General features: G+C 71.5%; 25 protein-coding genes. 17 read left to right on the forward strand and 8 right to left on the reverse strand.

Annotated features, from left to right (window positions below):
• Window positions 1–12: 12 nt before the first annotated feature.
• Together NQ165_RS09435 and NQ165_RS09440 are read right to left on the reverse strand one after the other, a co-directional pair.
• On the reverse strand, window positions 13–1,527 hold the full coding sequence (locus NQ165_RS09435) for a peptide MFS transporter (RefSeq protein WP_257532931.1): 1,515 nt from the start codon (window positions 1,525–1,527) through the stop codon (window positions 13–15).
• 17 nt (window positions 1,528–1,544) lie between these two features.
• A complete protein-coding gene (locus NQ165_RS09440) occupies window positions 1,545–2,939 on the reverse strand; it encodes an MFS transporter (protein ID WP_257533142.1) in 1,395 nt (464 codons plus the stop codon).
• Window positions 2,940–3,035: 96 nt separating this feature from the next.
• Here NQ165_RS09440 and NQ165_RS09445 point away from each other — a divergent pair, with 96 nt between their 5' ends.
• From NQ165_RS09445 to NQ165_RS09465, 5 genes are all read left to right on the forward strand, one after another.
• Window positions 3,036–3,755: a GNAT family N-acetyltransferase gene (locus NQ165_RS09445; protein ID WP_257532934.1), complete on the forward strand. Its 720-nt coding sequence runs from the start codon at window positions 3,036–3,038 to the stop codon at window positions 3,753–3,755.
• A gap of 65 nt (window positions 3,756–3,820) precedes the next feature.
• On the forward strand, window positions 3,821–4,954 hold the full coding sequence (gene menC, locus NQ165_RS09450) for an o-succinylbenzoate synthase (RefSeq protein ID WP_257532936.1): 1,134 nt from the start codon (window positions 3,821–3,823) through the stop codon (window positions 4,952–4,954).
• A 124-nt stretch (window positions 4,955–5,078) separates the two neighbouring features.
• Window positions 5,079–5,882, forward strand: coding sequence for a hypothetical protein (locus tag NQ165_RS09455; RefSeq protein WP_257532938.1), 804 nt, complete (start codon window positions 5,079–5,081; stop codon window positions 5,880–5,882).
• Window positions 5,883–5,961: 79 nt separating this feature from the next.
• Window positions 5,962–6,339: a DUF4870 domain-containing protein gene (locus tag NQ165_RS09460; RefSeq protein WP_257533143.1), complete on the forward strand. Its 378-nt coding sequence runs from the start codon at window positions 5,962–5,964 to the stop codon at window positions 6,337–6,339.
• 109 nt (window positions 6,340–6,448) lie between these two features.
• Entirely contained in the window at window positions 6,449–7,837 is a 1,389-nt protein-coding gene (locus NQ165_RS09465) for a glycine--tRNA ligase (RefSeq protein WP_257532940.1), read from the forward strand.
• A 58-nt stretch (window positions 7,838–7,895) separates the two neighbouring features.
• On the opposite strand, the gene NQ165_RS09470 is transcribed toward NQ165_RS09465, so the two are convergent.
• Together NQ165_RS09470 and NQ165_RS09475 are read right to left on the reverse strand one after the other, a co-directional pair.
• Window positions 7,896–10,229, reverse strand: coding sequence for a beta-glucosidase (locus tag NQ165_RS09470; RefSeq protein ID WP_257532942.1), 2,334 nt, complete (start codon window positions 10,227–10,229; stop codon window positions 7,896–7,898).
• Entirely contained in the window at window positions 10,226–11,266 is a 1,041-nt protein-coding gene (locus NQ165_RS09475; RefSeq protein ID WP_257532944.1) for a substrate-binding domain-containing protein, read from the reverse strand. Before NQ165_RS09475 ends, NQ165_RS09470 begins: the two co-directional genes overlap by 4 nt.
• 212 nt (window positions 11,267–11,478) lie before the next feature.
• Here NQ165_RS09475 and NQ165_RS09480 point away from each other — a divergent pair, with 212 nt between their 5' ends.
• From NQ165_RS09480 to NQ165_RS09490, 3 genes are read left to right on the forward strand one after another with little or no spacing between them, the layout of a single operon-like run.
• Window positions 11,479–12,759, forward strand: coding sequence for an extracellular solute-binding protein (locus tag NQ165_RS09480; RefSeq protein ID WP_257532945.1), 1,281 nt, complete (start codon window positions 11,479–11,481; stop codon window positions 12,757–12,759).
• Complete coding sequence (locus NQ165_RS09485) at window positions 12,759–13,685, forward strand: carbohydrate ABC transporter permease (RefSeq protein WP_257532947.1); 927 nt, start codon at window positions 12,759–12,761, stop codon at window positions 13,683–13,685. Before NQ165_RS09480 ends, NQ165_RS09485 begins: the two co-directional genes overlap by 1 nt.
• 1 nt (window position 13,686) lies before the next feature.
• Window positions 13,687–14,586 carry a carbohydrate ABC transporter permease gene (locus tag NQ165_RS09490; protein WP_257532949.1) on the forward strand — a complete coding sequence of 300 codons (900 nt, stop codon included), beginning with the start codon at window positions 13,687–13,689 and terminating at the stop codon, window positions 14,584–14,586.
• A 74-nt stretch (window positions 14,587–14,660) separates the two neighbouring features.
• On the opposite strand, the gene NQ165_RS09495 is transcribed toward NQ165_RS09490, so the two are convergent.
• From NQ165_RS09495 to NQ165_RS09510, 4 genes are all read right to left on the reverse strand, one after another.
• Window positions 14,661–16,133 carry a flotillin family protein gene (locus NQ165_RS09495; protein WP_257532951.1) on the reverse strand — a complete coding sequence of 491 codons (1,473 nt, stop codon included), beginning with the start codon at window positions 16,131–16,133 and terminating at the stop codon, window positions 14,661–14,663.
• 37 nt (window positions 16,134–16,170) lie between these two features.
• Window positions 16,171–16,641, reverse strand: a complete 471-nt coding sequence (locus NQ165_RS09500; protein ID WP_257532954.1) for an NfeD family protein — start codon at window positions 16,639–16,641, stop codon at window positions 16,171–16,173.
• A gap of 73 nt (window positions 16,642–16,714) precedes the next feature.
• Window positions 16,715–17,299 (reverse strand): HhH-GPD-type base excision DNA repair protein, encoded by a 585-nt coding sequence (locus tag NQ165_RS09505; RefSeq protein WP_257532956.1) that lies wholly within the window; start codon window positions 17,297–17,299, stop codon window positions 16,715–16,717.
• A gap of 80 nt (window positions 17,300–17,379) precedes the next feature.
• The gene (locus NQ165_RS09510) at window positions 17,380–18,681 is read right to left on the reverse strand and encodes a glutamyl-tRNA reductase (protein WP_257532958.1); all 1,302 of its coding nucleotides are present in this window, start codon (window positions 18,679–18,681) and stop codon (window positions 17,380–17,382) included.
• A gap of 62 nt (window positions 18,682–18,743) precedes the next feature.
• Between NQ165_RS09510 and hemE the strand changes: the two genes are divergently transcribed.
• The 9 genes from hemE to hemB all read left to right on the forward strand — a co-directional run bounded on the left by hemE (window position 18,744) and on the right by hemB (window position 26,021).
• Window positions 18,744–19,772, forward strand: coding sequence for a uroporphyrinogen decarboxylase (hemE, locus tag NQ165_RS09515; protein ID WP_257532961.1), 1,029 nt, complete (start codon window positions 18,744–18,746; stop codon window positions 19,770–19,772).
• Window positions 19,769–21,313: an NAD(P)/FAD-dependent oxidoreductase gene (locus NQ165_RS09520; protein WP_257532963.1), complete on the forward strand. Its 1,545-nt coding sequence runs from the start codon at window positions 19,769–19,771 to the stop codon at window positions 21,311–21,313. The genes hemE and NQ165_RS09520 overlap by 4 nt, the downstream gene beginning before the upstream one ends.
• 98 nt (window positions 21,314–21,411) lie before the next feature.
• A complete protein-coding gene (locus tag NQ165_RS09525; protein WP_257532965.1) occupies window positions 21,412–21,798 on the forward strand; it encodes a hypothetical protein in 387 nt (128 codons plus the stop codon).
• A gap of 1 nt (window position 21,799) precedes the next feature.
• On the forward strand, window positions 21,800–22,210 hold the full coding sequence (locus tag NQ165_RS09530; protein WP_257532968.1) for a phage holin family protein: 411 nt from the start codon (window positions 21,800–21,802) through the stop codon (window positions 22,208–22,210).
• Window positions 22,200–22,496 (forward strand): hypothetical protein, encoded by a 297-nt coding sequence (locus tag NQ165_RS09535; RefSeq protein WP_257532971.1) that lies wholly within the window; start codon window positions 22,200–22,202, stop codon window positions 22,494–22,496. The genes NQ165_RS09530 and NQ165_RS09535 overlap by 11 nt, the downstream gene beginning before the upstream one ends.
• Window positions 22,497–22,572: 76 nt before the next feature.
• Window positions 22,573–23,232: a hydrogen peroxide-dependent heme synthase gene (gene hemQ / locus NQ165_RS09540; protein WP_257532973.1), complete on the forward strand. Its 660-nt coding sequence runs from the start codon at window positions 22,573–22,575 to the stop codon at window positions 23,230–23,232.
• Window positions 23,233–23,242: 10 nt separating this feature from the next.
• Window positions 23,243–24,241 (forward strand): hydroxymethylbilane synthase, encoded by a 999-nt coding sequence (gene hemC / locus NQ165_RS09545; protein ID WP_257532975.1) that lies wholly within the window; start codon window positions 23,243–23,245, stop codon window positions 24,239–24,241.
• Entirely contained in the window at window positions 24,238–25,041 is an 804-nt protein-coding gene (locus NQ165_RS09550; RefSeq protein ID WP_257532977.1) for a uroporphyrinogen-III synthase, read from the forward strand. Before hemC ends, NQ165_RS09550 begins: the two co-directional genes overlap by 4 nt.
• Complete coding sequence (gene hemB, locus NQ165_RS09555; RefSeq protein ID WP_257532979.1) at window positions 25,038–26,021, forward strand: porphobilinogen synthase; 984 nt, start codon at window positions 25,038–25,040, stop codon at window positions 26,019–26,021. Before NQ165_RS09550 ends, hemB begins: the two co-directional genes overlap by 4 nt.
• Window positions 26,022–26,023 lie beyond the last annotated feature (2 nt).

The following is a 26,023-nucleotide window of genomic DNA, read 5'->3' on the forward strand; positions in this document are numbered from 1 at the left end:
CGACCCCTCGGCTCAGCGCACGCCCTTCATGAGCCGCAGCACGGGCCGCGCGAACACCAGCAGCAGGACGCCCACGCCGATCGCGATGAAGCCGAGGGTCGAGAAGTAGGGCACCTCATTGTCGGGGTCGTAGTACTCCGCCAGCAGGCCCGAGATCGCGGTGCCCAGCGCCACCGACAGGAAGAACAGCGCGACCATCTGGGTGTGGAAGCGCGCGGGCGCGAGCTTCGTCGTCACCGAGAGGCCCACCGGCGACAGCAGCAGCTCGGCCACCGTGAACACCAGCAGGATGCCGACCATCGCCAGCAGCGGCGTCGACCCCGCCCCGCCGCCCGCGAAGGGGAGGAACAGCAGGAACGCCGCGCCCATGATCATCACGCCCAGGCCGAACTTCACCGGGGTGGAGGGCTGACGGGTGCCGAGCTTCGTCCACAGCCATGCGAAGACGCCCGACAGGATGATGATGAAGATCGGGTTGATGGACTGCACCCACGGCACCGGCATCTCCCAGCCGAAGAGGTCGCGGTTGAGCTTGACGTCGGCGTAGATCGTCACGACCGTGAACTGCTGCTGGTACAGCGACCAGAACGCCACCGAGGTGACGAACAGCGGCATGAACCCCCACACCCGGCTGCGCTCGACGGCGTCGATATGCCGGCTCGAGAGGATGACGACGAAGTACGCGATCGTCGCCGCCACCGTCGTGATGATCACGATGAGGGAGAGGTTGTCGGCGCGGATCACCCCGACGAGCACCAGCAGGACGATCGTCACGACCGCCGCCGCGGCGATGCCGCCGACGAGCCCGTAGCGGCTGCGCGGCAGCGGGTTCGCCACGCGTCGGGACGCGGCGGGCAGGGATTTGCGCCCGAACGAGTACTGGAGGAGGCCGAGCGCCATGCCGACGGCGGCGAGTCCGAAGCCCCAGTGGAAGCCGAGCGTCGACTGCAGCAGCCCGGTCAGCAGGGGGCCGGCCAGCGCGCCCAGGTTGATGCCGAGGTAGAACAGCGAGAACCCGGCATCCCGCCGGGGATCGTCCTTGCGGTACAGCGTTCCCACCACGCTCGTGGCGTTGGCCTTGAGGCCCCCCGACCCCAGCGCGATGAGAATGAGGCCGACGCCCACCCCGAGGAATCCGGGGATCAGGGCGAGGGCCACGTGCCCGGCGACGATGACGATCGCGCTGTAGAACAGCACCCGCTCCGAGCCGAGGATGCGGTCGGCGATCCACGCCCCGAGGATCGTCGAGAGGTACACCGAACCGCCGTAGGCCCCCACGATGCCCGCCGCCACGGCGCGGTCGAGTCCCAGCCCGCCGTCGGTCGCCGAGTAGTACAGGTAGATGAGCAGGATGCCCTGCATGCCGTAGAAGCTGAACCGCTCCCACATCTCCACACCGAAGATGTGCGCGAGGGCCCAGGGCTGCCCGAAGAACCGGCTGTCGCGGTCGCCGTTGTCGCCTTCGGCGACCTCGACCGGCCCCGTCGGAGGGCCGACCGGAACCTGCTCAGGCTCGTGCGCGCTCATGCGCCCAAGGGTAGACCTCAGCGAGGCAGAGAGGGATGGGGTTCGCCCGCAGGGCGTTGGGGGATGAACAGGGCGAGCACCAGGGCCATCACTGCGGCGGCGCCGCCCAGCACGAACGCGACGTCGAAGGCGGATGCCGTCGGCACCTGCGCGCCGCCCTGTGTGACCGACAGGCTCGCCAGGACCGCGCCGATGACCGCCGCGGCCACGCTGGTGCCGAGGGAGCGGAAGAGGGCGTTGAGCCCGTTGGAGGCTCCCGTCTCGTTCTGCGGCACGCTGCGCATGATCAGCATCGGCATGCTCGCGTAACCGAAGCCGATCCCGACGCCGACCAGCAGGTTCGCCACCAGGATGTGCCACACCTCGGAGGAGAACAGCAGCGTGAACCCGTACGCGACGATGAGCGCGATCGCGCCGAGCACAAGCAGCAGCCGCGGACCGACGGTGCGCGCCAAACGTCCCGAGTAGGGGGAGAGGACCATCATCACCAGGCCCGCGGGCGCGATCACCAGGCTGGCGCTCAGCAGCGACAGGCCGAAACCGGCCGGCGCGGGCAGCTCGAGGAGCTGCGGATAGGCCACGTTCGAGGCGAACAGGGAGAACCCCATCGCGAGGGAGGCGATGTTGGTGAGCAGCACCGGGCGGCGCGCGGCCACCCGCAGGTCCAGCAGCGGCTCGGCGATGCGCAGCTCGTACCAGCCCCAGACCAGCAGCACCGCGCCACCTCCCAGGCCGCAGGCCAGCACGGCCGGAGAGGTCCAGCCCCACTCGTTCCCCCGTGAGACCGCCAGCAGCACGCCCGTGAGACCGACCGCGAGTCCCGCCGCGCCGACGTAGTCGAAGCGGCCCGCCGTGCGCAGCACGCTCACCGGCACGATCCAGACCACCAGCACGAAGACCGCGACCCCCAGGCCGGCTGCCAGCCAGAACAGGGCGTGCCAGTCGCTGTACTGCGTGACCAGGGCGCTCAGCGGCATGCCGAGAGCGCCGCCCACGCCCATGGTCGCGCTGATCAGCGCGATCGCGGCATCCACCCGGTCTTCGTGCAGCACGTCCCGCAGGATCGAGATCGCCAACGGCACGACTCCGGTGACGGCTCCCTGCAGCGCGCGGCCGACGATGACCCCGATGATCTCGGTGGACAGCGCGGCGACGACCGAGCCGAGCACCAGCACGCCCAGCAGCACCAGCACGATGCGACGTTTGCCGTACATATCGCCCAGCCGCCCGGCGATGGGGGTGACGACCGCGGCTGCCAGCAGGGTCGCCGTGACCACCCACGCGGTGTCCTCGCGGCTGGCGTCGAGCAGTTCGGGCAGCTTTGCCTGGATCGGCACGACGAGCGTGAACATGAACGAGGATGCCAGGCCCGCCAGCGCCAGCACCGCGACGATCGCTCCCTGGCGGGGCATGCGGGTGAGGCGCCGACGTGCGTCCTCTTCCCGGCCCATCCGTCAAGGCTACTGCCGCCCGTGCAGGCTCGGCCCGTCCGGTCCTAAGGTGAGGGCATGGCCGATCTCAACAGCCTCATCGCCCCCTCCGGGATCGGGATCCGCGAGCTCGAGACCGTGGATGAGGTCTTCACCGCCGCCCAGGTGCTCTCCGACGTCTGGGACGGGGACAGCGACGCGATGCCGCCGAACCTGCTGCGGGCGCTCGCCCACTCCGGCAACTACGCCGTCGGGATCTACGACGGCGACCTCATGGTCGGGGCGTCGGTGGCGTTCTTCGCCGCGCCGGGGGAGCGTTCGATGCACTCGCACGTCACCGGTCTGCTGGCCGGGTACCGCGGCCAGGGGCTCGGCCGGCTGCTCAAGCAGCACCAGCGCGACTGGGCGTTCGACCGCGGCGTTGGGCACATCACGTGGACCTTCGATCCGCTGATCGCCCGCAACGCCCACTTCAACCTCTCCGTGCTGGGCGCGCGCGTCACCGAGTATCTGGTCGACCACTACGGCCCCATGGACGACGGCGTCAACCGCGGCGACGAGACCGACCGGTTGATGGCGTCGTGGGCGCTCGCGGCCCCGGCCCCCTCGCCTGCCCCCGACGCCGTGGTGGCGACGGTCGCCGTGCCGCGCGACATCGAACGGCTGCGCCGGGAGACGCCCGCCGAGGCTGCGGCGTGGCGGCTGCGGGTGCGCGAGCAGTTCGCCGAGCACACCGCTTTCGGCTTCGTTGTCGGCGGCTTCGACGACACGGCGGGGTATCTGTTCGTGCGCAGATGAGGCCGGCCCCGCCGCGCTCCCGCCTCGCCTGTCCCGGCTGCCCGGGCGCCCGCTAGCCTGAGCGCATGCCCATCGCCACCCCCGCGGCATCCGTCGCCCTCGAAGGCATCGAGCTGCGCGTGCTGCGGATGCCGCTGGTCTCACCGTTCACCACCTCGTTCGGCACCGAGACCGAGCGCGAGGTGATCGTGGTGAGGGCGCTGACGGCCGACGGCGACGGGTGGGGAGAGATCGTCACCCAGCAGGCGCCGCTGTACTCGAGCGAGTACACGCAGGGTGCGTGGGATGTGACGCTGCGCTGGCTGGGTCCGGCGCTGCTGGACCGGGGCACGCTCGCGCCCGAAGAGGTCGCCGGCGTTCTGCAGCCGTTCAAGGGCCACCGCATGGCCAAGGCGGGGCTGGAGCTGGCCGTGCTCGATGCGAGCCTGCGTGCGCAGGGGCGGCCGCTGGGCGCGTACCTCGGCGCGACGCGCGACCGGGTGCCCAGCGGAGTGTCGGTCGGCATCCAGCGCGACCCCGCCGCGCTCGTCGACGCGGTCGGGGAGTACCTCGACGCCGGCTACGTGCGCATCAAGATCAAGATCAAGCCCGGGCGCGATGTCGGTGACACCGCCGCGGTGCGCGACGCGTTCGGCACGATCCCGCTGCAGGTCGATGCCAACTCCGCCTACACGCTCGCCGACGTGGACACCCTCGTCGAACTCGACCGGTTCGACCTGCTGCTGATCGAGCAGCCGTTGCAGGAAGACGACCTCGTCGACCACGCCGTGCTCGCCGGGCGGCTGCGCACGCCGCTGTGCCTCGATGAATCGATCGTGTCGCTCAAGGCCGCGCAGGACGCGCGCGCGCTGGGTGCGGCATCCGTCATCAACATCAAGGCGGGCCGGGTCGGCGGCTACCTCGAGGCCGTCGCCATCCACGACCTCTGCCGCGGCGACGACATCCCGGTGTGGTGCGGCGGCATGCTCGAGACCGGCATCGGCCGCGCGGCCAACGCGGCGCTCGCGGCGCTTCCCGGGTTCACACTGCCCGGCGACGTGTCCGCGTCCGACCGCTTCTACCCCCGCGACATCGTCATCGACCCGATCGTGCTCGAGGACGGCCACGTGCGCGTGCCCACCGGCCCGGGGATCGGGATCGAGATCGACCCGGTGGCGCTCGAGGACTTCACCGTCGCCCGCGAGACGCTGCGGCGGTAGCGGGCAGGCCGACGCCGTGTGCGCAACGTCGCCGATCCGGGTTCGCGCGGGCCGCGCGAGGGGGGCGCGGGCCTGCGGCGGCACGGAAAGGCGACGTGGTGCACGGGCCGGCGCGGTGACGGCGGTGGTCGCGGTCGTTCTGGCCCTGGGCGGGTGCGCTGCGGAGCGCGCCGAGCTGCCCGAGGGGGTCGCGGTGACGGTGCAGCAGCTGCGGTCCGACGTCGCCGCGCGCACGGCCCAGGTGCGGGTGGTCAACGACAGCGCGGAGGATCTGCGCATCGACCGCGTCGAGCTGCAGGACGACCGGTTCATCGGTGCCCTGGCGAGGGAGCGGGACAGCACCGTGCCGGCCGGACGCACCGTGGACCTGCGGATCGAGCTGAGCGCGTCGGACTGCAGTGTGCCGTCCGACGCGAGGGCGGAGAGCACCGTCGTGGTCACCACCGCCGACGGCACGGCGCATCGCGTGCGCGCCGCCGACCCGCTCGGCTTCATCGCCGCGCTCCACGAGCGGGAGTGCCTCGCCGCCGCGGTGGCCGCCGTGACCTCCCTGTCGTGGGGGGCGTTCACACCGTCGGCGCCGGGCGCACCCGCCGCGCTGCGCCTGGATCTCGTTCCGACCGGCGCTGCCGGCACGGTGCGCATCGTCGACGTGCGCCCGACCAATCTGCTGCAGTTCGCCGCGCCGAGCACGGACCCGTTCCCGGTCGGCCGCGAGATCGACGGGCGGGACGGGCCGTCGTCGATCCAGGTGCCGCTCGTCCCGCTGCGGTGCGACGCGCACGCCGTGCAGGAGGACAAGCGTGGCACCGTCTTCGTCGTCGCCGTCGAGACCGCCGGGGCCGAAGGCGTGATCGAGGTGGCCGCGACGGCCGAGCACCGGGGGGCGATCCTGGCGTGGGTGGCGCGCTGGTGCGGGTTCGGCTGAGGCGCAGGCGCCGGCGCCGTCGCCCAGAACGGCGCGCGCCGCACCGATCGGCACTCCGCCGTAGGCTGAGATCGTGACCATGCCGCCTCCGCCCCCGCAGCCGCCGTACGGCGCGCCCTACGGGCCCACCCCCCTCAGCCCCGCCGACGAGAAGATGTGGGCCACCCTCATCCACGTGGGCGGCCTCTTCTTCGGCTTCATTCCCGCGCTGATCGGATACCTGGCGCTGCGCGACCGCGGCCCCTTCATCCGCGCCCACGCCGCGACGGCGCTGAACTTCCAGCTCACGGTGCTGATCGCCGTCGCCGTCGGAACGGTTCTGCTGTTCGTGCTGATCGGCTTCTTCGTGCTGATCGCCGTGGGGATCCTCGATCTGATCCTCTCGATCATCGCGGCCGTCAAGGCCGCCCAGGGGCAGTGGTACCGCTACCCGCTGTCGATCACGTTCGTGCGCTGACCCGCGCGCACAGGTGGGCGCCCATCGGCGCGGACTAGAATCGACGGATGCCGCCGCCTTGCGGCATCCGCGATTTTCCGCGCCGCACCACGACCATTTGGAGCCACCTGTGGCCGAGCAGTCCCGCCTCGACAAAGTCATCGCCCTCGCCCGTCACCGCGGGTTCGTGTTCCAGGCCGGTGAGATCTACGGCGGATCCCGCTCGGCATGGGACTACGGCCCCCTCGGCACGGAGCTGAAGGAGAACATCCGCCGTCAGTGGTGGCAGACGTTCGTCCGCGGCCGTGGCGACATGGTGGGCCTGGACTCCTCGATCATCCTGCCCAAGCGCGTGTGGGAGGCCTCCGGCCACGTCGCCACCTTCACCGACCCGCTGGTGGAGTGCCTGCAGTGCCACAAGCGGTTCCGCGCCGACAACCTCATCGAGGACTTCGAGGCCCGCAAGGGGCGCCCCGCCGCCAACGGCCTGGCCGACATCCCGTGCCCCAACTGCGGCACCAAGGGCAAGTACACCGAGCCGAAGGCGTTCTCGGGACTGGTGAAGACGTATCTGGGCGTCGTCGACGACGAGTCGGGGCTGCACTTCCTGCGCCCCGAGACCGCCCAGGGCATCTTCGTCAACTTCACCAACGTGCTGACCGCGTCGCGCAAGAAGCCGCCGTTCGGCATCGGTCAGGTGGGCAAGGCCTTCCGCAACGAGATCACCCCCGGCAACTTCATCTTCCGCACCCGCGAGTTCGAGCAGATGGAGATCGAGTTCTTCACCCCGCCCGCCGAGGCGCCGGAGTGGTTCGACCACTGGGTCGAGGCCTGCTGGAACTGGTTCGTGGACCTGGGGGTGAACCCCGACAACATGCGCCGCTTCGACGTGCCCGAGGAGGACCGTGCGCACTACTCCGCCGGCACGATCGACGTGGAGTACCGGTTCGGGTTCACCGGCAAGGAGTGGGGCGAGCTCATGGGCGTCGCCAACCGCACCGACTACGACCTCGGCAGCCACTCCGAGGCATCCGGCCAGTCGCTGACCTACTTCGACCAGGCCACCGGCGAGAAGTACACCCCGTATGTCATCGAGCCGTCGTTCGGCCTGACCCGCGCGATGATGGCGTTCCTCGTCGACGCGTACGACGAGGAAGAGGTGCCCAACGCCAAGGGTGGCGTCGACACCCGCACCGTGCTGCACCTCGACCCCCGTCTGGCGCCGGTCAAGGTGGCCGTGCTGCCGCTGTCGCGCAATGAGCGGCTTTCGCCGCTGGCGCGCGAGGTCGCCGAGACGCTGCGCGGGCGCGGCTGGAACATCGACTTCGACGACGCCGGCGCCATCGGCCGCCGCTACCGCCGCCAGGACGAGATCGGCACCCCGCTGTGCGTGACGGTCGATTTCGACTCGCTCGACGACCGCGCCGTCACGGTGCGCGACCGCGACACGATGGCGCAGGAGCGCATCGGTCTCGACGCGCTGGAGGGGTACCTGGCCGAGCGCCTGCGCGGCGCCTGACGCGCACCCGCGGTGCACGCCGGGCTTGCGCCCGGCAGTGCACCGCTGCACCCGCGCGTCAGTCGGCCGCGACGGTGACGGGCGCGACGATCATCCGCTCGGCACCCACGTGCCGTGCGTCGCCGACCACCTCGACGGCGTGCTCGGACACCAGATCTTCGCTCGAGCGACCGAGGCTGAACACGAGGGTGCCGGCATCCACCCGCCGGCGCAGGTCGATGCCGGTGTAGGCCGCCAGCTCCGGCGACACGGTGAAGGCGATGGCCGCGGCGGCGCCCGGTTGCAGGGTCGCCTTGGCGAACCCGACGAGTCGGCGTACCGGGCGGGCGACCTCGGCGACCGGGTCCGACACGTACAGCTGCACCACCACGGGTGTGGTGCTCGTCCCGGTGTTGCGGACGACCGTGGACAGCGCGGCGGTACCGTCGGTGGCGATCGCCTCTGCGTCGAGGATGCCGGGGGCGATGTCGACCGACCCGTACGACAGGCCGTGCCCGAAGGGGAACGCCGGCTCGGTGGGCAGGTTCGAGATGCGGTCGATCGTGCGGGTCAGCGGGGCTCCCAGGTACACGTGCTGACCGCCGCCGGCGATGCGCGGGATCTGCACCGGCAGCCGCCCGCCGGGGTTCACGCGCCCGCTCAGCACGCCGGCGACGGCCGCCGCGCCCTCTTCGCCCGGGATGAACGCCTGCACCGCTGCCGGCACGATCGACGCCGGGTGGTCGAACGCGTACGGCCGGCCGCTGTTGGTCACGAGCACGACCGGGGTGCCGACCGCCAGGACGGCATCGACGAGGGCGGACTGGCCGCCGGGCAGGGTCAGGTCGGTGGCGTCGCAGCCCTCGCCGGAGGTGCCGCGGCCGAACATTCCGGGGAGATCACCCACGGTGAGGATCACGAGGTCGGCGTCGCGGGCGGCGGCCACGGCGGCGGGGATGCCGGACTCGTCGGCGTCGAGGAAGTCGGCGCCGCGCTCGTGGACGATGTCTGCGTGCGGGAACTCTGCACGCAGGGCATCCAGCACGGTCGGCACGTCAATGCCGAGCCCGAGCTCCGGATGCCGGGGAAGCACGTGCACCGGGTAGGAGTAGCACCCCAGCAGTGCGCGGGCGGTGTCGGCGGTGGGCCCGATGACGGCGATGCGACGGCGCGTCTGGGCGGAGAGGGGCAGCAGGTCGCCCTCGTTGCGCAGCAGCACGACGGATGCCTCGGCCGCTTCACGCGCCAGCGCACGGTTGGCGGGCGGATCGAGATCGACCGCGGTGCCCGCGATCGCCGGCTGCGCGTCGAGCAGTCCGAGCTCGGCCTTCTGCCGCAGGACGCGCCGCACCGCGGTGTCGACGACGGCGACGTCGAGGTCGCCGGCGCGCACCATCTCGCCCAGCGGGGGGAAGCACATGCCGTTGGGGAGCTCCACGTCAAGCCCCGCCTCCAGTGCGAGGCGGCCGGCGTGCGCCGCATCCCGCGCGACGCGATGCGCAGTAGCGAGGAAGGCGACCGCCCAGTAGTCCGACACGACGGTGCCGGTGAAGCCCCATTCCCCGCGCAGCAGGTCGGTGAGCAGATGCCGGTCGGCCGCCACCGGAAGCCCGTCCAGATCGCTGTAGGAGTTCATCACCGACCGCACGCCGCTGTCGCGGACGGCGAGCTCGAACGGCACCAGCAGCACATCGGCGAGCTCGCGGGGCCCCACCGCGACGGGGGCATGGTTGCGTCCCGACAATGAGGCCGAATAGCCGACGAAGTGCTTGAGGGTCGCGATGATCCCGGCATCCTCCAGCCCGCGCACATAGGCGCCGCCCACGCCGCCGACCAGCACCGGGTCCTCGCCGATCGTCTCCTCGACGCGGCCCCACCGGTAGTCGCGCACCACGTCCAGCACGGGGGAGAGCCCCTGGTGCACGCCCAGTGCGCGCAGGTCGGCGCCGATGGCTGCGCCGATGCGCTGCGTGAGCGCCGCATCGAACGACGCGCCCCACGCGATGGGTGCCGGGTAGACGGTGGCGCCGAGCGCGTTGACGCCGGTCAGGCACTCCTCGTGGGCGATGGCGGGGATGCCGAGCCGGGTGTCGCGCATGAGCACCCGCTGCACGTCGGCCAGGCGCGTCACCACCTCTTCCGTCGGTGCGGGGGTGGTGCCGATCACCCGCGTGAGGTGGCCGAGCCCGTCGCGCGCGGCGACCTCGAACGGCGGGCGCCCTGCGCCGAGGGTGTCCTGCATCGGCGCGACCACCTCGCCGGCGCCGCGCTTGTCGAACCAGTAGCCGGTGAGCTGAGCGACCTTCTCCTCGACGGTGAGCTGCGCCAGCAGAGCCTCGGCGCGCTCGGTGGCCGTGCGGGTGGTGTCCTGCCATGAGGCGGTCCCGGCGGAGGAGGGAGCGGTGTCGGTCACGGAGCGTTCCTGTCGGTCGGGGGCGGGGCGGTCGATTCGCGCACGACGAGACGCGTGGCCAGTTCGATGTGGTGGGAGTCCAGTTGTTCGCCGGCGCTCAGCCGCTGGATCGTGCGCAGCGACACCCGGCCGATGTCCTGCAGCGGCTGGTAGACCGAGGTGAGCGGCGGATGCGCCCACGCGGCGACGTAGGTGTCGTCGTAGCCCACGACGCTGAGGTCCTCGGGCACGCGGATGGCCAGGCGTCGGGCGGCTTCGAGCACCCCCATGGCCTGTGCGTCGTTCGAGGCGAGGATCGCCGTGGGTCGGTCCGGCCGGCGCAGCCACTCCAGCGCGACGGCCAGGGCTGCGTCGTGCGTGAACAGGGCGTGCGCGACGAACGCGGGGTCGATCGGCACCCCCGCCTCCGCCGCGGCCGAGCGGAAGCCGTCGATGCGCGCCTTCGCGCTCATCGACTCGCGCGGGCCGCCCACGATGCCCAGGCGCGTGTGGCCCAGCCCGAGCAGGTGGGCGGTCGCGCTGCGACCGCCGGTCCAGTTCGTCGAGGCGACCGACACGATCGATGCGTCGTCCACCCGCAACGGGTCGACGAACACGACGGGGATGCCCGACCCCGAGATGGCGCTGTAGGTCGTCTCGGTGACCTCGGCAGTCACCACGATCGCACCGAGTCGGTCGGAGGCTGCCAGCCGGCGGATGACCTGGGCGTCGGTCCGCGCGCTGCCGGGGTGGTGGAAACGCGCCACCACGATGTCGATGTCCGCCTCCTCCGCCGCCAGCGTCGCGCCGCGGAGGATCTCCATCGCGTACGGGCTGGTGAGGCGGTCGACGAGGAATTCCACGCTCGCCCGCGCATCCCGTCGTCGCCCCCGCTGCCCCACGTAACCGGTGGCGGCGATCGCCGCCTCGATGCGCGCTCGGGTGCTCGCGGCGACCTCATGATGCCCATTGAGTGCTTTCGAGGCGGTCGCGATCGATACACCGGCGTGGCGGGCGACATCCGCGAGGGTGGGGCGCTCGCTGCGGTGAGTTTCCATCGCTCCTCTGCTCTGAGTCCACGTCGTCGCGGCCTCGAAAAGTTGCACTCACTATACGGGAGACGGTGCGGCACACCAGAAAAGACGATGTTTGACTCCGCGTAATCCTGCGGCTATCCTCACCTCCACCTACCGAAAGTTCACCGAAAAGTTTCGGTACTCCGTCACAGACAGCGAGGACAATGATGTTGGGTAAAGGAACTCGGGCGACCGTGGCGGTCGCCGCCGTCGCCGTGGGCGCACTGGCGCTGAGCGCATGCGGACCGTCGGACGACGATGCAGGGAACACCGGATCGGGCGACGGCTCGGCGGCCGTCGTCTGGGGGGTCGAAGGCGGTCAGTCCGCCTCGTACGAGGCCGCGGTCGATCGCTGGAACGAGGCGAACCCCGACCGGCCGATCGAACTGCAGATGTTCGGCAATGACGGCTACCAGGACAAGCTGCGCATCGCGATGGGCGCCGGCGAGGGCCCGGCGCTGATGTTCGGCTGGGGCGGCGGCGTGCTCCAGAGCTATGTCGACGGCGGCTTCGTCGACCCGATCGGGGACGCGGAGATCACCGATCGCTACCTCGACTCGGTGATCGAGAACGTGACGTTCGACGGCTCTGTCTACGGCGCGGCGATCAACAACATCCAGCCGGTGGTGGTGCTCTACAACACCGACGTCTTCGACGCCGTGGGAGCGAGCCCGCCCGAGACCTGGGACGAGCTGCTCGACCTGGTGCCGGTGTTCAACGAGGCGGGCGTTGCACCGATCGCGCTCGCCGGCGCCAGCAAATGGCCGCAGCTGCCCTACCTCTCGTACCTCGTCGACCGTGTCGGAGGCAGTGAGGTCGTCGAGCGGATCATGACGGGCGAGGCGGATGCCTGGTCGGACCCGGCCGTCATCGAGTCGCTGGAGATGATCCAGTCCCTCGTCGAAGCCGGAGGGTTCAACTCCGACTACGCCGCCATCGACTACGCCAGTGGTGCCGCAGACGCCCTCCTGTACTCCGGCAAGGCCGCGATGATGGTGGTGCTGTCCCAGGCCTACTCGAACATCCAGACCAACGCCGAGCAGTTCGTCGCCGACGGGAAGCTCGGCTACGCACCCTTCCCCATCGTCGAGGGGGGCAAGGGAGACCCGGGGGCGCTCGTGGGCAACCCCTCCAACTTCTGGTCGGTCACGAGCGCGGCATCCGACGCGCACAAGGAGACCGTGCAGGAGTTCCTGGCGACCGAGGTCATGAGCACCGACTACATGGCGGAGATCCTCGACCGGTCCGCCGTGCCGGGCGTCGAGGCAGCGGGCGAGCTCATCGCCGAGCGGGAGGACAACGACTTCCAGGAGTTCGTCTTCGGCCTCTCCGAAGATGCCCCGTCCTTCCAGCTGTCGTGGGATCAGGCGCTCTCGCCGGCACAGGGCGCGGAGCTGACCACGCAGCTGGACCGCATCTTCCTCCTCGAGATCACCCCGCAGGAGTTCGCCGACGCCATGAACGCGACCCTCTGATGACCACCACCGCCACACGGCGGACCGCGGGAGGGCCGCGCTCGCGACCCTCCCGCGGGGGCGGCGGGCCGAGTCTGTGGTTCCTCGCCCCCGCCGGCATCCTGTTCCTCGGCTTCGCCGTGATCCCTCTCGTGGGCGCGGTGGGGCTGTCGTTCACCCGGTGGAGTGGGCTCGGCTCGCCGGAGTGGACCGGAGGGGACAACTGGGCCTGGTTCCTGACCGACGATGTCACCTACATCACCCTGCAGGTCACGCTGCTCGTCATGGTGGGCAGCTGGCTCGTGCAGACTCCGATCAGCCTGCTGCTGGGCACGTGGATCGCCCGTTCCGGAGGCTTCCGGTCGGTGGCGGGCCTCGTCTTCTTCGTGCCGTTGCTGCTGTCATCGGCCGCCGTCGCGCTGGCCTACAAGAACCTGCTCGACCCGAACTTCGGACTCTCCACCGAGACCGGCTTCGGGTGGCTCGCCCACAACTGGCTCGGGGACCGGAACACCGTGCTGCTCGTGGTCATCCTCATCATCTCGTGGCATTTCATCCCGTTGCACACGCTGCTGTACCAGGGGGCGGTGCGGCAGGTGCCCACCTCGATGTACGAGGCGGCCTCGTTGGACGGCGCCGGACGCGTCACGCAGTTCTTCACCATCACCATCCCGCAGCTCAAACACACCATCGTCACGAGCTCGACGCTCATGCTCGTGGGGTCGCTGACGTACTTCGACCTCATCTTCGTGATGACGGCGGGGGGACCCGGGTATGCCACCCGGGTGCTGCCGCTGCACATGTACCTCACCGGGTTCCGCTCGGCCGAGATGGGAAAAGCGAGCGTGATCGCGACGTTCCTCGCGGTGTTCGGCCTCATCCTCGCGCTGCTGCTGACCCGCCTCAGCGGCTTCACCAAGATGCAGAGCCAGCAGGAAGGCGCCTGAGATGACCGTGACCGCCCCCGTCGCCGCGTCCGGCTCCCCCGTCGCACTCCCGCCGCGCGCCCAGGGCACCCGGCGTCGCGCGCGCCGCTCACGACCCAACGTGCCCGGCGGCATCCTGGGGCTGCTCTGGCTCGTGATCGTCGTGCTCCCGCTGTACTGGGTGGTGGTGACGAGCCTGCGATCGGGTCCGACGTTCTTCGTCGACAGCCCCCTCTCCCTGCCGTCGGAGCCGACGCTGGAGAACTACGGCAAGGTGTTCGACTCCGGATTCCTGGGGTTCTTCATGAACTCGGTGATCGTGACCGTCGCGACCGTCGTGATCGCCGTCTTCTGCTCGCTCCTGGCGGCCTACACGATCGTCCGCAACGCCCACCCGGTGGCACGGGGTTCGTTCTCGTTCGCCCTGCTGGGGCTGGCCATCCCGCTCCAAGCGGCGATCATCCCGATCTATTACATGATCACGCAGCTCGGTCTCTACGACACCCTGGTGGCGCTCATCATCCCGTCGGCCGCGTTCGCGCTGCCGCTGACGGTCGTCATCCTGGTGAACTTCCTGCGCGACATCCCGAACGAGATCTTCGAGTCCATGCGCATCGACGGCGCGTCGAACTGGGCGATGCTGTGGCAGCTGGTGCTGCCGCTGTCCAAGCCGGCGCTCATCACGGTGGCCATCTACAACGGCATGCAGGTGTGGAATGGCTTCCTCTTCCCGCTGGTGCTGACGCAGAGCCCATCGGTGCGCGTGCTGCCCCTGGCCCTGTGGAGCTTCCAGAGCGAGCTCACCGTGGATGTTCCGGCGATCATGGCCGCCGTGACCCTCTCGGTGCTGCCGATCCTGACGCTGTACATCTTCGGTCGCCGCCAGCTGGTGGCGGGACTGACCGCGGGCTTCGGCAAGTAGCGCGCGGCCTCGCACGGCCTGCGCCCGTCACGACCGCCCTCGCAGGCGTTCGTGACGGGCGCGGGGTGCTGCGGTCAGTTGTTCGAGGGCGCCGCCGGGGCGTTGCCGTTGGCGGAGGCGCCGGTGCGGGCGCCGGCGAACCCGGCCAGCAGCGTGCCGAGGTCGAGCCCGGTCAGCGACTTGACGACCTCGGTGCCCTCGCCGAGCACGGTGCCGACCGTCTTCGTGACCGCCGACGCGCCGTCGGTGGAGATGACGGTGAGCTGATCGATGTTGCTGATCGGCTCGGCGGCGGCGCGCACGATCTCCGGAAGGCGCGAGATGATCTCCTGCGCGAGCGCGGCCTCGCCGTACTTCTTCAGCGCCTCGGCCTTCGCGTCCGTCGCGGTCGCCTCGGCGATACCCTCTGCCTGGATGGCGGCGGCGCGCGCCTCACCCTCGGCGCGGATACCGGCGGCCAGGGCCACCTGCTTGTCGCGCTCGGCCTCACCGGCGAAGCGCACCGAGGTCGCCGATGCCTCGGCATCCTGCACGGCGGCGACCTTGTTGGCCTCGGCGATCTTCGTGCGCTTGTACGCGTCGGCCTCGGTCGCGGCGTTGGCCGCGTCGCGCAGGGCGGTGGCGCGCTGCACCTCGGCGTAGGCCTCGGCCTCGGCGGGCTTGCGGATCTCGATGTCGAGACGCTCCTGCGTCACGAGGGCCTGCTCGATGAGCGCCTCGCGCTCCTGCTGGGCGACGAGGCGGTCCTGCTCGGCCTTGGTGAACGTACCGGCGGCCTCGGCTTCCGCGTTGGCGCGGTCGGTCTCGGCCTTGATGGATGCCTGGCGCAGGCTCAGCGCCTTCTGGCGCTCGGCGATCTGCTCGGCGGCTTCGATGCGCGCGAACTCGCTGGCGCGCGAAGCCTCGGCTTCGCTGACCTCCGCCACCTGGCGGGCGCGGGCGGCCTCGGCGCGACCCAGGTTGGCGAGGTAGTCGCTGCCGGGGGTCGAGATGTCGCTGATGTTGAGCAGGTCCACCTGCAGGCCCTGCTCGACGAGGTCGGCCTTGGTCTCGGCGACGACGCGGTCCGACAGGCTCTTGCGGTCGGAGATGATCTGCTCGATCGTCATGTCGCCGACGATCGAGCGCAGCGAGCCCTCGAGCGATTCGCGGATGATGTCGGTGAGGGTCTCCTGCTGCGACAGGAAGCGCTGGCCGGCGCGGCGGACGCCCTCTTCGGTGCCCGAGACCTTGAAGTTGATCGACGCCTTGATGGCGATCTTGATGCGGTTCTTGTCGACGCCCTCGACGGTGATGCCGATCTGGCGCTGCTCGAGCGAGATCGGGAATCCCTGCTGCAGGATCGGCCACACGAACGTGCGCCCGCCGATGACCACGCGCTGGCCGGTGGCCTCGCCCGGCACGGGCTTGCCGGCGCCGCGTCCGACGATGATGAGCGCCTCGTTCGGGGGCACGCGGCGGATGCGCCGGGCGATGAAGGTCAGAAGTCCGAGGACCGCGACGATGAGGGCGAGGACGGCGGCGATCTGGACGATGTCGACCGGCATGGTGTTCCTTCCGTGGACGCGGCTGGTCGCCGCGGGTTTAGTCGGCGACGACCTTGACGCGCGTGCCGGTGTGTTCGACGACGCGGATGCGCACGCCTTCGGGGATGGGGGTGTCCGAGTACGCCAGACGCCGCTCGATCTCGTGCGGGCCGTCGAGGGAGACCTCGCCGCCGGCCGGGGTGATCGGGGAGCGGCAGACGCCGGTCAGTCCGACGGCGTTGACGGGCGTGCCGTCCGAGCTCGCCGCGAGCTTGCGGATGAACAGCACCGCGACGACGTAGGTGACCAGGGCGAGCGCCGCCGCGATGACGTAGACATACACGTCATCGAGGTTCGACGAGGCGCTGAAGACACCGCTCGCGCCGAAGACCACCGCCGCGATCCCGAGCGCGGTGCCCGACAGGGCGCCTTCGCCGATCTCGAAGTGGTCGAAGATGTCGCCGACCACGAGCGAGATGACCAGCACCAGAAGACCGATGCTGCCGATGATGATGAACGGCGTGAGCATGCCGGGCCTCCGCGGGTGTCGGGTTCGGTCCTCCCACCCTATGAGAAACCTGGGAGTGTGCGGCGTGCTTTTTTCAGGCCGGGTTCGCGGCGGCGTCCTTCGCCGCCGCCTTGGCGGCCTTCTTGAACGCCCGCACCTGCTGCAGGGACTCGGGCGAGACGATGTCGGCGACGCTGCGGTGCGACCCCTCCTCGCTGTACGGGGCGGATGCCTCGCGCCACCCGCCACCGGTGTAGCCGTACTGCTTGCCGAGCAGAGCGAGGAAGATCTTCGCCTTCTGCTCGCCGAAGCCGGGCAGTGCCTTCAGTCGCTTCAGCACGGCGGGCCCGTCGGGGTCGCCCTGGGTCCAGATGGCCGCGGCATCCCCGCCGTAGCCGTCGGACACCGCGGCGCACAGCGCCTGTACGCGGCCGGCCATCGACCCGGGGAAGCGGTGCACAGCCGGGGTCTGGGCGAACAGTTCGGCGAACCGCTCCGGATCCGTGCCGGCGATCGTCGCGGCATCCAGCGTGCCGAGACGCTCGCTGATCTTCAACGGGCCGGCGAACGCGGTCTCCATCGGCACCTGCTGGTCCAGCAGCATGCCGATGAGCAGCGCGAGGGGGTCACGCGTGAGCAGCTCGTCGGCGGCCGGGTCGTCGGTGATGTGCAGTGCCATGGGACCAGTTTCCCACCACCCGTGCTGCTGCGCCGAAGGGCGACGGCGCAGCGGCGCCTGCCGCACCGTGTGCTCGCGAGTCAGCCGGCGGTGGCGATCTCGCCGGGGGCGGCGAGGGTGACGGGCTCCGTGACCTCGAGGCCGAACAACGCCGTCACGGCCGCGAACACGTCGTCGGAACGTCCCTGCTCGGCGAGCTCGTGCGCCCGCACGGTCGGGGTGTGCATCAGCACGCCCGCGAGATGGCGCAACGCCTGCTCGGTCGTCCCGTCGTCGCCGCGGCCGCGGGCGCGGGCGATCTCGGTCTCGAGCACCGTTGCGACGTGGGCGCGCAGCGCCACGACGGCGGGCGCGACGCTGCGGCGCTCACCGGTCATGACGAAGCGCTGCGCGGCGTCGTCGACGAGCCGGCGGGCGTCGTCGGTGGCCTGCAGCTCCTCCAGCGGCGCGTGCAGCCGGATGGTCTCGAGGTCCAGCAGGTCGGTCCCCTCGACCTCGGCGACGTCGTGGTCGACGTTGCGCGGCAGCCCGAGGTCGATGACCAGGCGGCGGGCCGGAACCAGGGCGGGATCCGCGGCGGCGACGCCCGCCGCGAACGTCTCGGCCGACAGCACGGGGTGCTCGGCGCTGGTGCAGGTGATGACGAGGTCGGCGGTGGCGACCTCGACGGTGAAGGATGCCGCGGGCACGGGGCGCAGCGCGTGGCGGGCGGCGAAGACGGTCTCGCGGCCCGACGGGGAGGCCACGGCGATGTCGGCGGCGCCACGATCGCGCAGGGCGGCGACGGTGGCCGCCGCGTACGAGCCGGTGCCGACCATGAGCACCCGAAGGCGAGACCAGTCGGTGACGCGGCTGCCGGCGAGCTCCAGGGAGAGCCGCACGAGCGAGCGTCCCGCCCGCCCGATGGCGGTGGCGTTCTTGATCCCGCGCTGCGTCTCGCTGGCCTTCTGGAAGAGCCGCTCCAGCTCCGGCGAGGTGGTGCGCTGCTCGCGCGCCTCGGTGAGCGCACGGCGCACCTGGCCGGCGATCTCGCCTTCGCCCACGACGACGGATTCCAGTCCCGACGCGACCGAGAAGAGGTGGCGGGCGACGTCGTCGCCGGTCGCCACCACGTACGCTCCCTCGAGCTCGGCGGGGGCGACGCCGGTGGCGGCCTCGATGGCCGTCAGCGCCGCTTCGACGCCCACGATGCCGGCGTCGGCCGCCGGCTCGTCCATCTCGACGTAGGCCTCGAACCGGTTGCAGGTGGCCACGACCACGGCCCCCTGCACGCTGGCGTCATAGGAGGCGATCATCGGCGCGACGCGGTCGGTGTGCACGCTGAGACGTTCGAGCAATTCGAATGGGGCGGTCTTGTGACTCGCGGAAACGCACAGCAGCACCATTGAAGGGTACCTGGCCCCCGCCTGGGAGCGGGCGGGGAGAGCGGTGCGAGGATGGATCCATGGCCACCGCCCCCCTTCTGCGCGCCCTTCACGGCGACCGCCCGGAACGCCCTCCCGTCTGGTTCATGCGTCAGGCCGGCCGCTCGCTGCCGGAGTACCGGGAGCTGCGCGTCGGAACCCGCATGCTCGACGCGTGCCTCGACCCGGCGCTGGCCGCTGAGATCACCCTGCAGCCTGTGCGCCGCCACGGTGTGGATGCGGCGGTGTTCTTCAGCGACATCGTCGTGCCGCTGAAGCTCGCCGGCATCGAGGTGGAGATCCAGCCGGGGCGCGGCCCGGTCTTCGCCGACCCCGTGCGCACCACGGCCGACGTCGCACGCGTGACCGCGATCGAGCCGGAGGCGGTCGCCGCGGCATCCACCCCCATCGCCGAGGCCATCGGGATCGTCACCCGCGAGCTCGGCGACGTGCCGGTCATCGGCTTCGCCGGGGCGCCGTTCACGCTGGCCGCCTACCTCGTCGAGGGCGGTCCGTCGAAGGAGCACCTGCGCGCCCGCGGCATGATGCATGCCGACCCGGATGCCTGGCATCGCCTGGCCGGCTGGCTCGCCGAGGTGTCCCGTGCGTTCCTGAAGGTGCAGACGGATGCCGGCGCCGCCGCCGTGCAGCTCTTCGACTCGTGGGCGGGGTCGCTGTCGGCTGCCGACTACCGCGTCTTCATCGCCCCCCACTCCCACGCGGCGCTCGCCGGCGCCGACGTGCCCCGCATCCACTTCGGCGTCGGCACGGCGCACCTGCTGAGGGACATGCGTCTGGACGGGCTGGCCGATGCGGTCGGCGTCGACTGGCGTACTCCGCTGGATGAGGCCGCCGCCATCCTCGGGCCGGACGTCACTCTGCAGGGCAACATCGACCCGGCGCTGCTGACGGCTCCCTGGCCGGTGCTGTCCGCCCACGTGCGCGACGTCATCGCCCGCGGCGGCGCCGCCCGGGCGCACATCCTCAACCTCGGTCACGGCGTGCCGCCCGAGACCGACCCGACCGTGCTCACCCGCATCGTCGCCCTCGCCCACGGGGAGGACGCATGACCGACGCCGATGACCTCCTCTCCACCGCCCACCACACCCGCGTCGTCGTCGTCGGGGGAGGCGTCGCCGGCCTCGTCGCCGCGCTCGAGTGCGCCAAGGTCGGGATGCCGGTGACGGTGCTCGAGGCGTCCGACCGCCTCGGCGGGGTCGTGCGGTCCGCCGAGCTGGACGGCGTGCGCGTCGACGTCGGCGCCGAGAGCTTCGCCACACGCGGTGGTGCCGTGGCCGACCTGATCGCCGAGCTCGGGCTCTCCGATGCGGTCGTCGCGCCCGCCGGCGGGGGCGCCTGGGTCGCGGGCCTGCCGCACGGTGGTGCTGCCCCGCTGCCGGCCGGCGGTGTGCTCGGCATCCCGGCCAACCCGTTCGCCGACGACGTGCGCCGCGTCATCGGCTGGCGGGGCGCCTGGCGCGCCTACGTCGACCGTCTGCGGCCGCCGCTGACCATCGGCCACGAGCGCAGTCTCGGCGCCCTGGTGCGCCGGCGCATGGGGCCGGAAGTGCTGGACCGCCTCGTCGCCCCCGTCACGACGGGGGTGTACTCGGCGCGGCCCGATGACATCGATGTCGACCTCGCCGCTCCCGGGCTGAACAACGCCCTCACGCGCACCGGCTCGCTCTCGGGCGCCGTCGGCCAGCTGCGCGGCGGCGCGACGGCCACCCCCGGCGCGGCCGTGCAGGGACTGGCCGGCGGCATGACCCGCCTGGTCGACGCCCTGCGCGCACGGCTGGAGGACCTCGGCGCGGACCTCCGCACCGACATGCCGGTGCAGAGCATCGAGCGCGACGGCGACGGGTGGCTGATCGTGGCCGACCCCGCCGACAGCCCCGTCCCCGCCGATGGCCCCGTCGCGGGGAGCGACGCGGTCGACCCGGCCGGCCCGGATGCCGGCTCGGCCGCTGCGCCCGACCCCGCCGCCGGCCGCTTCGCCGCGGACATCGTGATCGTCGCCACCCCCGAGGCGCAGGCGCGGCACCTGCTGTCGCCGGTCGTGCCGAGTCTCGACATCGGCAGCCTGACCGCACCGGTCGTCGAGATCGTCACCCTCGTGGTGGACGCGCCGGAACTGGACACCCCGCCCCGTGGGACAGGTGTGCTCACGGTTCCCGGCTCCCACACCGCCAAGGCCCTGACCCACTCCACGGCGAAGTGGTCGTGGCTGCGGGAGGCGACCGACCACCACATCCTGCGGGTGTCGTTCGGTGCGCAGGGCGAGGCGCCCGCCACCGAGGCGCTCGATGACGCGCACGCCGCCGAGCTCGCGCTCGCCGAGGCGTCCGCGCTGCTGGGGGTGCCGTTGCAGCCCGCGCAGCTGCGGGCGGCGCACCGCGAGCGCTACGTGCAGGCGCAGCCGGGGGCGGCCCTCGGGCGCGCCGCGGTCACCGCCGCCGCCCGTGCCACGGTGCAGGCGGTTCCGGGTCTTGCGGCGACCGGCGCCTGGCTGTCGGGCACCGGGCTCGCCCAGGTCGTGCCCGACGCGATCGCCGAAGCCGAGCGCGTGCGTCGCGAGGCGCTGTGGGGTCCCGGGCGCGCGGAGGACTAACCCACCCCGCCCCTCGCGCGCAACCCCGGATGCCGGGAAGGGAATACAGGGCTAGCCTGGGGTCGACGAAGCATCCCCAACGAGCGTGAGGAGACCCCATGAGGGGCAAAGTAGGACTCATCATCGGAATGGCCGCCGGCTATGTTCTGGGCACGCGCGCCGGCCGGGAACGCTACGACCAGATCAAGCAGCAGGCGATGAAGATCTGGGACACCGAGCCGGTTCAGAAGCAGGTGGACAAGGCGAAGGAACTGGGCAAGTCGGCCGTCATGGCGCTTCCGACCGCGGTGTGGGACAGTGCGGTCAAGGTGACCAAGGCCGCCACCAGCCGCGGCGGCTCTGCCGGTCAGCGTCTGGACGCCGCCGTGGCCGCGGGCAAGGAGTCGGTCGACGAGGTCGCCGCGGGCGCCGAGACGACCGCCGCCGAGGTCAAGAAGGCCGCCCACGACGCGATCGACGACATCAAGAAGGCCGCGGACGACTGACATGACCACGCCCCGCGGATTCCGTGACCGAAGCGACGACAGTCTGCTGACGCTGATCGGCGATCTGCCCGAACTGGTGCGCAACCTGGTCGTCGCCGAGTTGGCCGCAGCGAAGGCCTGGGCGATGAAGACGGGCAAGGATGCCGGCATCGGCGGCCTGTGGATGGTCGCGGCGCTGATCATGCTGTTCTGGTCGATCCCCGCCCTCGGCGCCTTCGCCATCATCGGGCTGTCGTCCTGGTGGCCGGCCTGGCTTTCTGCGCTGGTCGTCTTCGTCGTGATGCTGCTCATCGTGGTGGTGCTCGCTCTGCTGGGACTCCTGCGCTTCCGCAAGATGTCGAACCGGAGCAATCCGGGTCAGGCGATCGCCACCGACGCCAAGATCGTGAAGGACGCTGTGAATGAGTACTGACCGAGCCCTCCGGGCATCCCGGCCCCTGCCGGTGCCCCGCACCGCCGTGCCGATGGGGATCGCCGACCCGGTCGAGCAGGCGCGCGCCGAACTGAAGGCCACGCTCGCGGCCATCGAGGAGAAAGCCAACGTGCCCAAGCGCGTGGGCGAGGCCGCCGACCGCAGCATCGAGGACGCACGGGATTTCGCACGCCGCAACCCCAGCGCCGCCCGCGCGGTCACGGCCGCCGTCGCGGTCGCGGTGGGTGTGACCGTGTGGGGCATCGTCCGTCTCATCGCGCGCTGATCGTCATCGCCCTTCCGTCGGCGCCGCCGCGTGCCGACGGTTTGGCATGCCGCGAAGCGCGGGGGAGACTTGAGTGATGTCCGATACCGCCTACACCCTGTGGTCCGTCCTGCGGCGCGACCCGTCCCGCCCCATCACCGCCGACCGTCCCGCGGAGCTGGAGGAGGTCGTCGCCGAGTTGGCGGCCGACGGCACCACCGTGCGCGGGTTCTATGACGTCAGCGGCCTGCGCGCCGACGCCGACCTGATGATCTGGCTGCACGGGCCGACCGCCGAGGGGCTGCAGCGCGACCTGCGACGACTCCGCCGCACCGCGCTGCTCGAACCGCTGCTGCCCACCTGGAGCGCGATGGGCGTCCACCGCGATGCGGAGTTCAACCGCGCTCACGTGCCCGGCTTCCTCCGGGGCATCCCCGCGAAGCAGTGGCTGACGGTCTACCCCTTCGTGCGCAGCTACGAGTGGTACCTGCTGCCCGAGGAGGAGCGCCGCGCGATGCTCGCCGACCATGGGCGCAAGGGCGCCGCGTTCACCGGCGTCACCGCGAACACCGTGGCATCCTTCGCCCTCGGCGACTGGGAGTGGCTGCTGCCCATGGAAGCGGACGAGCTGACCGACCTCGTCGACATGATGCGCGAGCTGCGGTACACCGAGGCCCGCCGCCACGTGCGCGAGGAGGTGCCGTTCTTCACCGGGCGCCTGGTCACGCCCGCGGAGCTGGTCGAGGTGCTGCGGTGAGGATGCCGCGATGAGCCGTCCGTTCCGCCTGGGCACCCGCCGCAGCGCCCTGGCCACCGCGCAGTCCCAGCAGGTCGCCGACACCCTCGTCGCCGTCGCCGGCCGGCCGGTCGAGCTCGTCCCGATCGTCTCCGAGGGGGACGTCTCGCGCGCCTCGCTGTCGCAGATCGGCGGCACCGGGGTCTTCGCCACCCGACTGCGCGAGGCGCTGCTGGCCGGAGAGTGCGACCTGCTCGTGCACTCCCTGAAGGACCTGCCGACGACCCAGCCGCCGGGACTCGTGATCGCCGCGATCCCGGTCAGGGAGGACGCCCGGGACGTGGTCGTCACCCGCGACGGCACGCCCCTGCACGCCCTGCCCGCCGGTGCGCGGGTGGGCACCGGCTCGCCGCGGCGCCGCGCACAGGTGATCCGCCGCAACCCCGGCGTCGACGTGCACGATCTGCGCGGCAACGTCGATTCGCGGCTGCAGCGCGTGCGCGACGGGCAGCTGGATGCCGTGGTGCTCGCGGCGGCGGGCCTCTCCCGCATCGGACTGGACCTCCGTGACCTGGGTCTCGAGCCGCTGGGCCTGGCATCCTGGCCCACCGCCCCCGGTCAGGGGGCGCTGGCGATCGAGGCCCTGGCCGATGGCCCCGCCGACCTGATGGCGGCGCTGGCGCGTATCGACCACCTCGACACCCGTGTGGCCGTGACCGCCGAGCGGACGGTCCTCGCCGCGCTCGAGGCCGGCTGCCATGCGCCGGTCGGAGCGCACGCCGAGCTCGCCGGGGGATCGCTGCGCCTCAACGCCGTCGTCTACGCGCTCGACGGAAGTCGCCGCATCGCGTGCGACAGAGCCGACCCCCTCCCGCAGGAGTATGGTGGGACGACAGGCAGCGGCGATGGTGCGGATGCTGCCGACGACGCGAGCCCGATCGCGTACGCCGTACGCGCCGGGTCGGAAACCGCTCGTCGGCTGCTCGAAGGTGGAGCAGCCGGTCTGGTACCACGAGAGTCGACCCCATGAACACAGCCCCTTGGCAATCGCAACCGGCCAAGCCGCTCAGCGGCTGGCGGGTGCTCGTGCCGCGCGGCGGGCCCTGGGGGGACGGCGTTGCCGCCACGCTGCGGGCACAGGGCGCCACCCCCGTCATCGCGCCGCTGATCAACTTCGCTCCCTCGACGGACCAGGCGACCCTCGAGCAGTCGCTGGCCGACCTGGCCGCGGGGACGTTCGACTGGCTGACGATCACGAGCGCCACCACGGTGGACGTGCTCTACGCCTATCGTGCGAGCATCCCTGCCGCGACGAAGGTCGCTGCGGTCGGCGAGACCACCGCTGCGGCGCTCGCGGCGGTCGGCTACAAGGTCGACCTGGTGCCCGAGATCGACAACTCGGCCTCAGGCATGGCCGATCAGCTCATCGCCCTCGAGGCCGAGGCTCGCGACATCCTGACGTTGCGCAGTGAGATCGCCAAGCCGGTGCTCACCGAGCGCCTGGCCGAGGCGGGCCACCGCGTGCGCAGCGTCGTGGCGTATCGCACGGTCGGCGTGCCGGTGACCGAGAAGATCGCCCTCGATGTGCAGAGCGGCCGGATCAACGCGATCCTCATCACCAGCGGCTCGGTCGCCGAGCAGGTGCGCGAGCAGTTCCCGGCGATCCCCGAGGACACCGTGCTCGCGGCGATCGGCCCCCGCACCGCCGAGGATGCGCGCAAGCTGGGACTGCCGGTCACCGTCGTCGCCGCGGAGCAGACCGTCGCGGCACTCATCGGCGCGCTCTCCGCCCTCGCCCTCCCGCACTCCGCCGACGAGACCGTGCCATGAGTTTCCCCGCACACCGACCACGGCGGCTGCGGCAATCGCCGGCGGTGCGCCGGCTCGTGCGCGAGACCGACGTGGCGCCCAGCCGCCTGGTGCTGCCCGCGTTCGTCCGCGAGGGTCTGACCGAGCCGTCGCCGATCGGCTCGATGCCGGGCGTCGTGCAGCACTCCCTCGACTCCCTCCGCCGGGCCGCCGCCGAGGCGGCCGAGGGCGGCGTCGGCGGGATCATGCTCTTCGGCGTGCCCGAGGTGCGGGATGCGACCGGTTCCGGGGCGGACGACCCCCGTGGCATCCTGAACGTCGCCACCGAGGCCCTCGTCGCCGAGGTGGGCGACGCCCTCGTCGTGCAGACCGACCTGTGCCTGGACGAATTCACCGACCACGGCCACTGCGGAGTGCTGCGTGCCGATGGCGCCGTCGACAACGACGCCACTCTCGAGCGCTACGCCGCCATGGCGCTCGCGCAGGCGCGGGCGGGGTCGCACCTGCTGGGGCTCTCGGGGATGATGGACGGCCAGGTCGCTCACATCCGCGCTGCGCTCGAGGCCGAGGGGTTCACCGACACCCTGATCCTCGCCTATGCCGCGAAGTACGCCGGAGCGTTCTACGGGCCGTTCCGCGAGGCCGTCGACTCGCAACTGCAGGGCGACCGTCGCACCTATCAGCTCGATCCGGGCAACGGCCGCGAAGGTGTGCGCGAAGCCGTCACCGACGTGGCCGAGGGCGCCGACATCGTCATGGTCAAGCCCGCCCTGCCCTACCTCGACGTGCTGGCCGACGTGCGCGCCGCCGTCGATGTGCCGGTGTGGGCGTACCAGGTGTCCGGCGAGTACGCGATGGTCGAGGCGGCCGCAGCGCACGGCTGGATCGACCGTCGCGGCGCCATCCTCGAGTCACTGACGTCGATCCGCCGAGCCGGCGCCGACGCCATCCTCACCTACTGGGCCGTCGAGGCCGCCGGTTGGCTGCGCGCCGACCGCTGAGC

Origin of the sequence: Microbacterium sp. zg.Y1084, assembly GCF_024623595.1 — a bacterium.
GTDB lineage: Bacteria > Actinomycetota > Actinomycetes > Actinomycetales > Microbacteriaceae > Microbacterium > Microbacterium wangruii.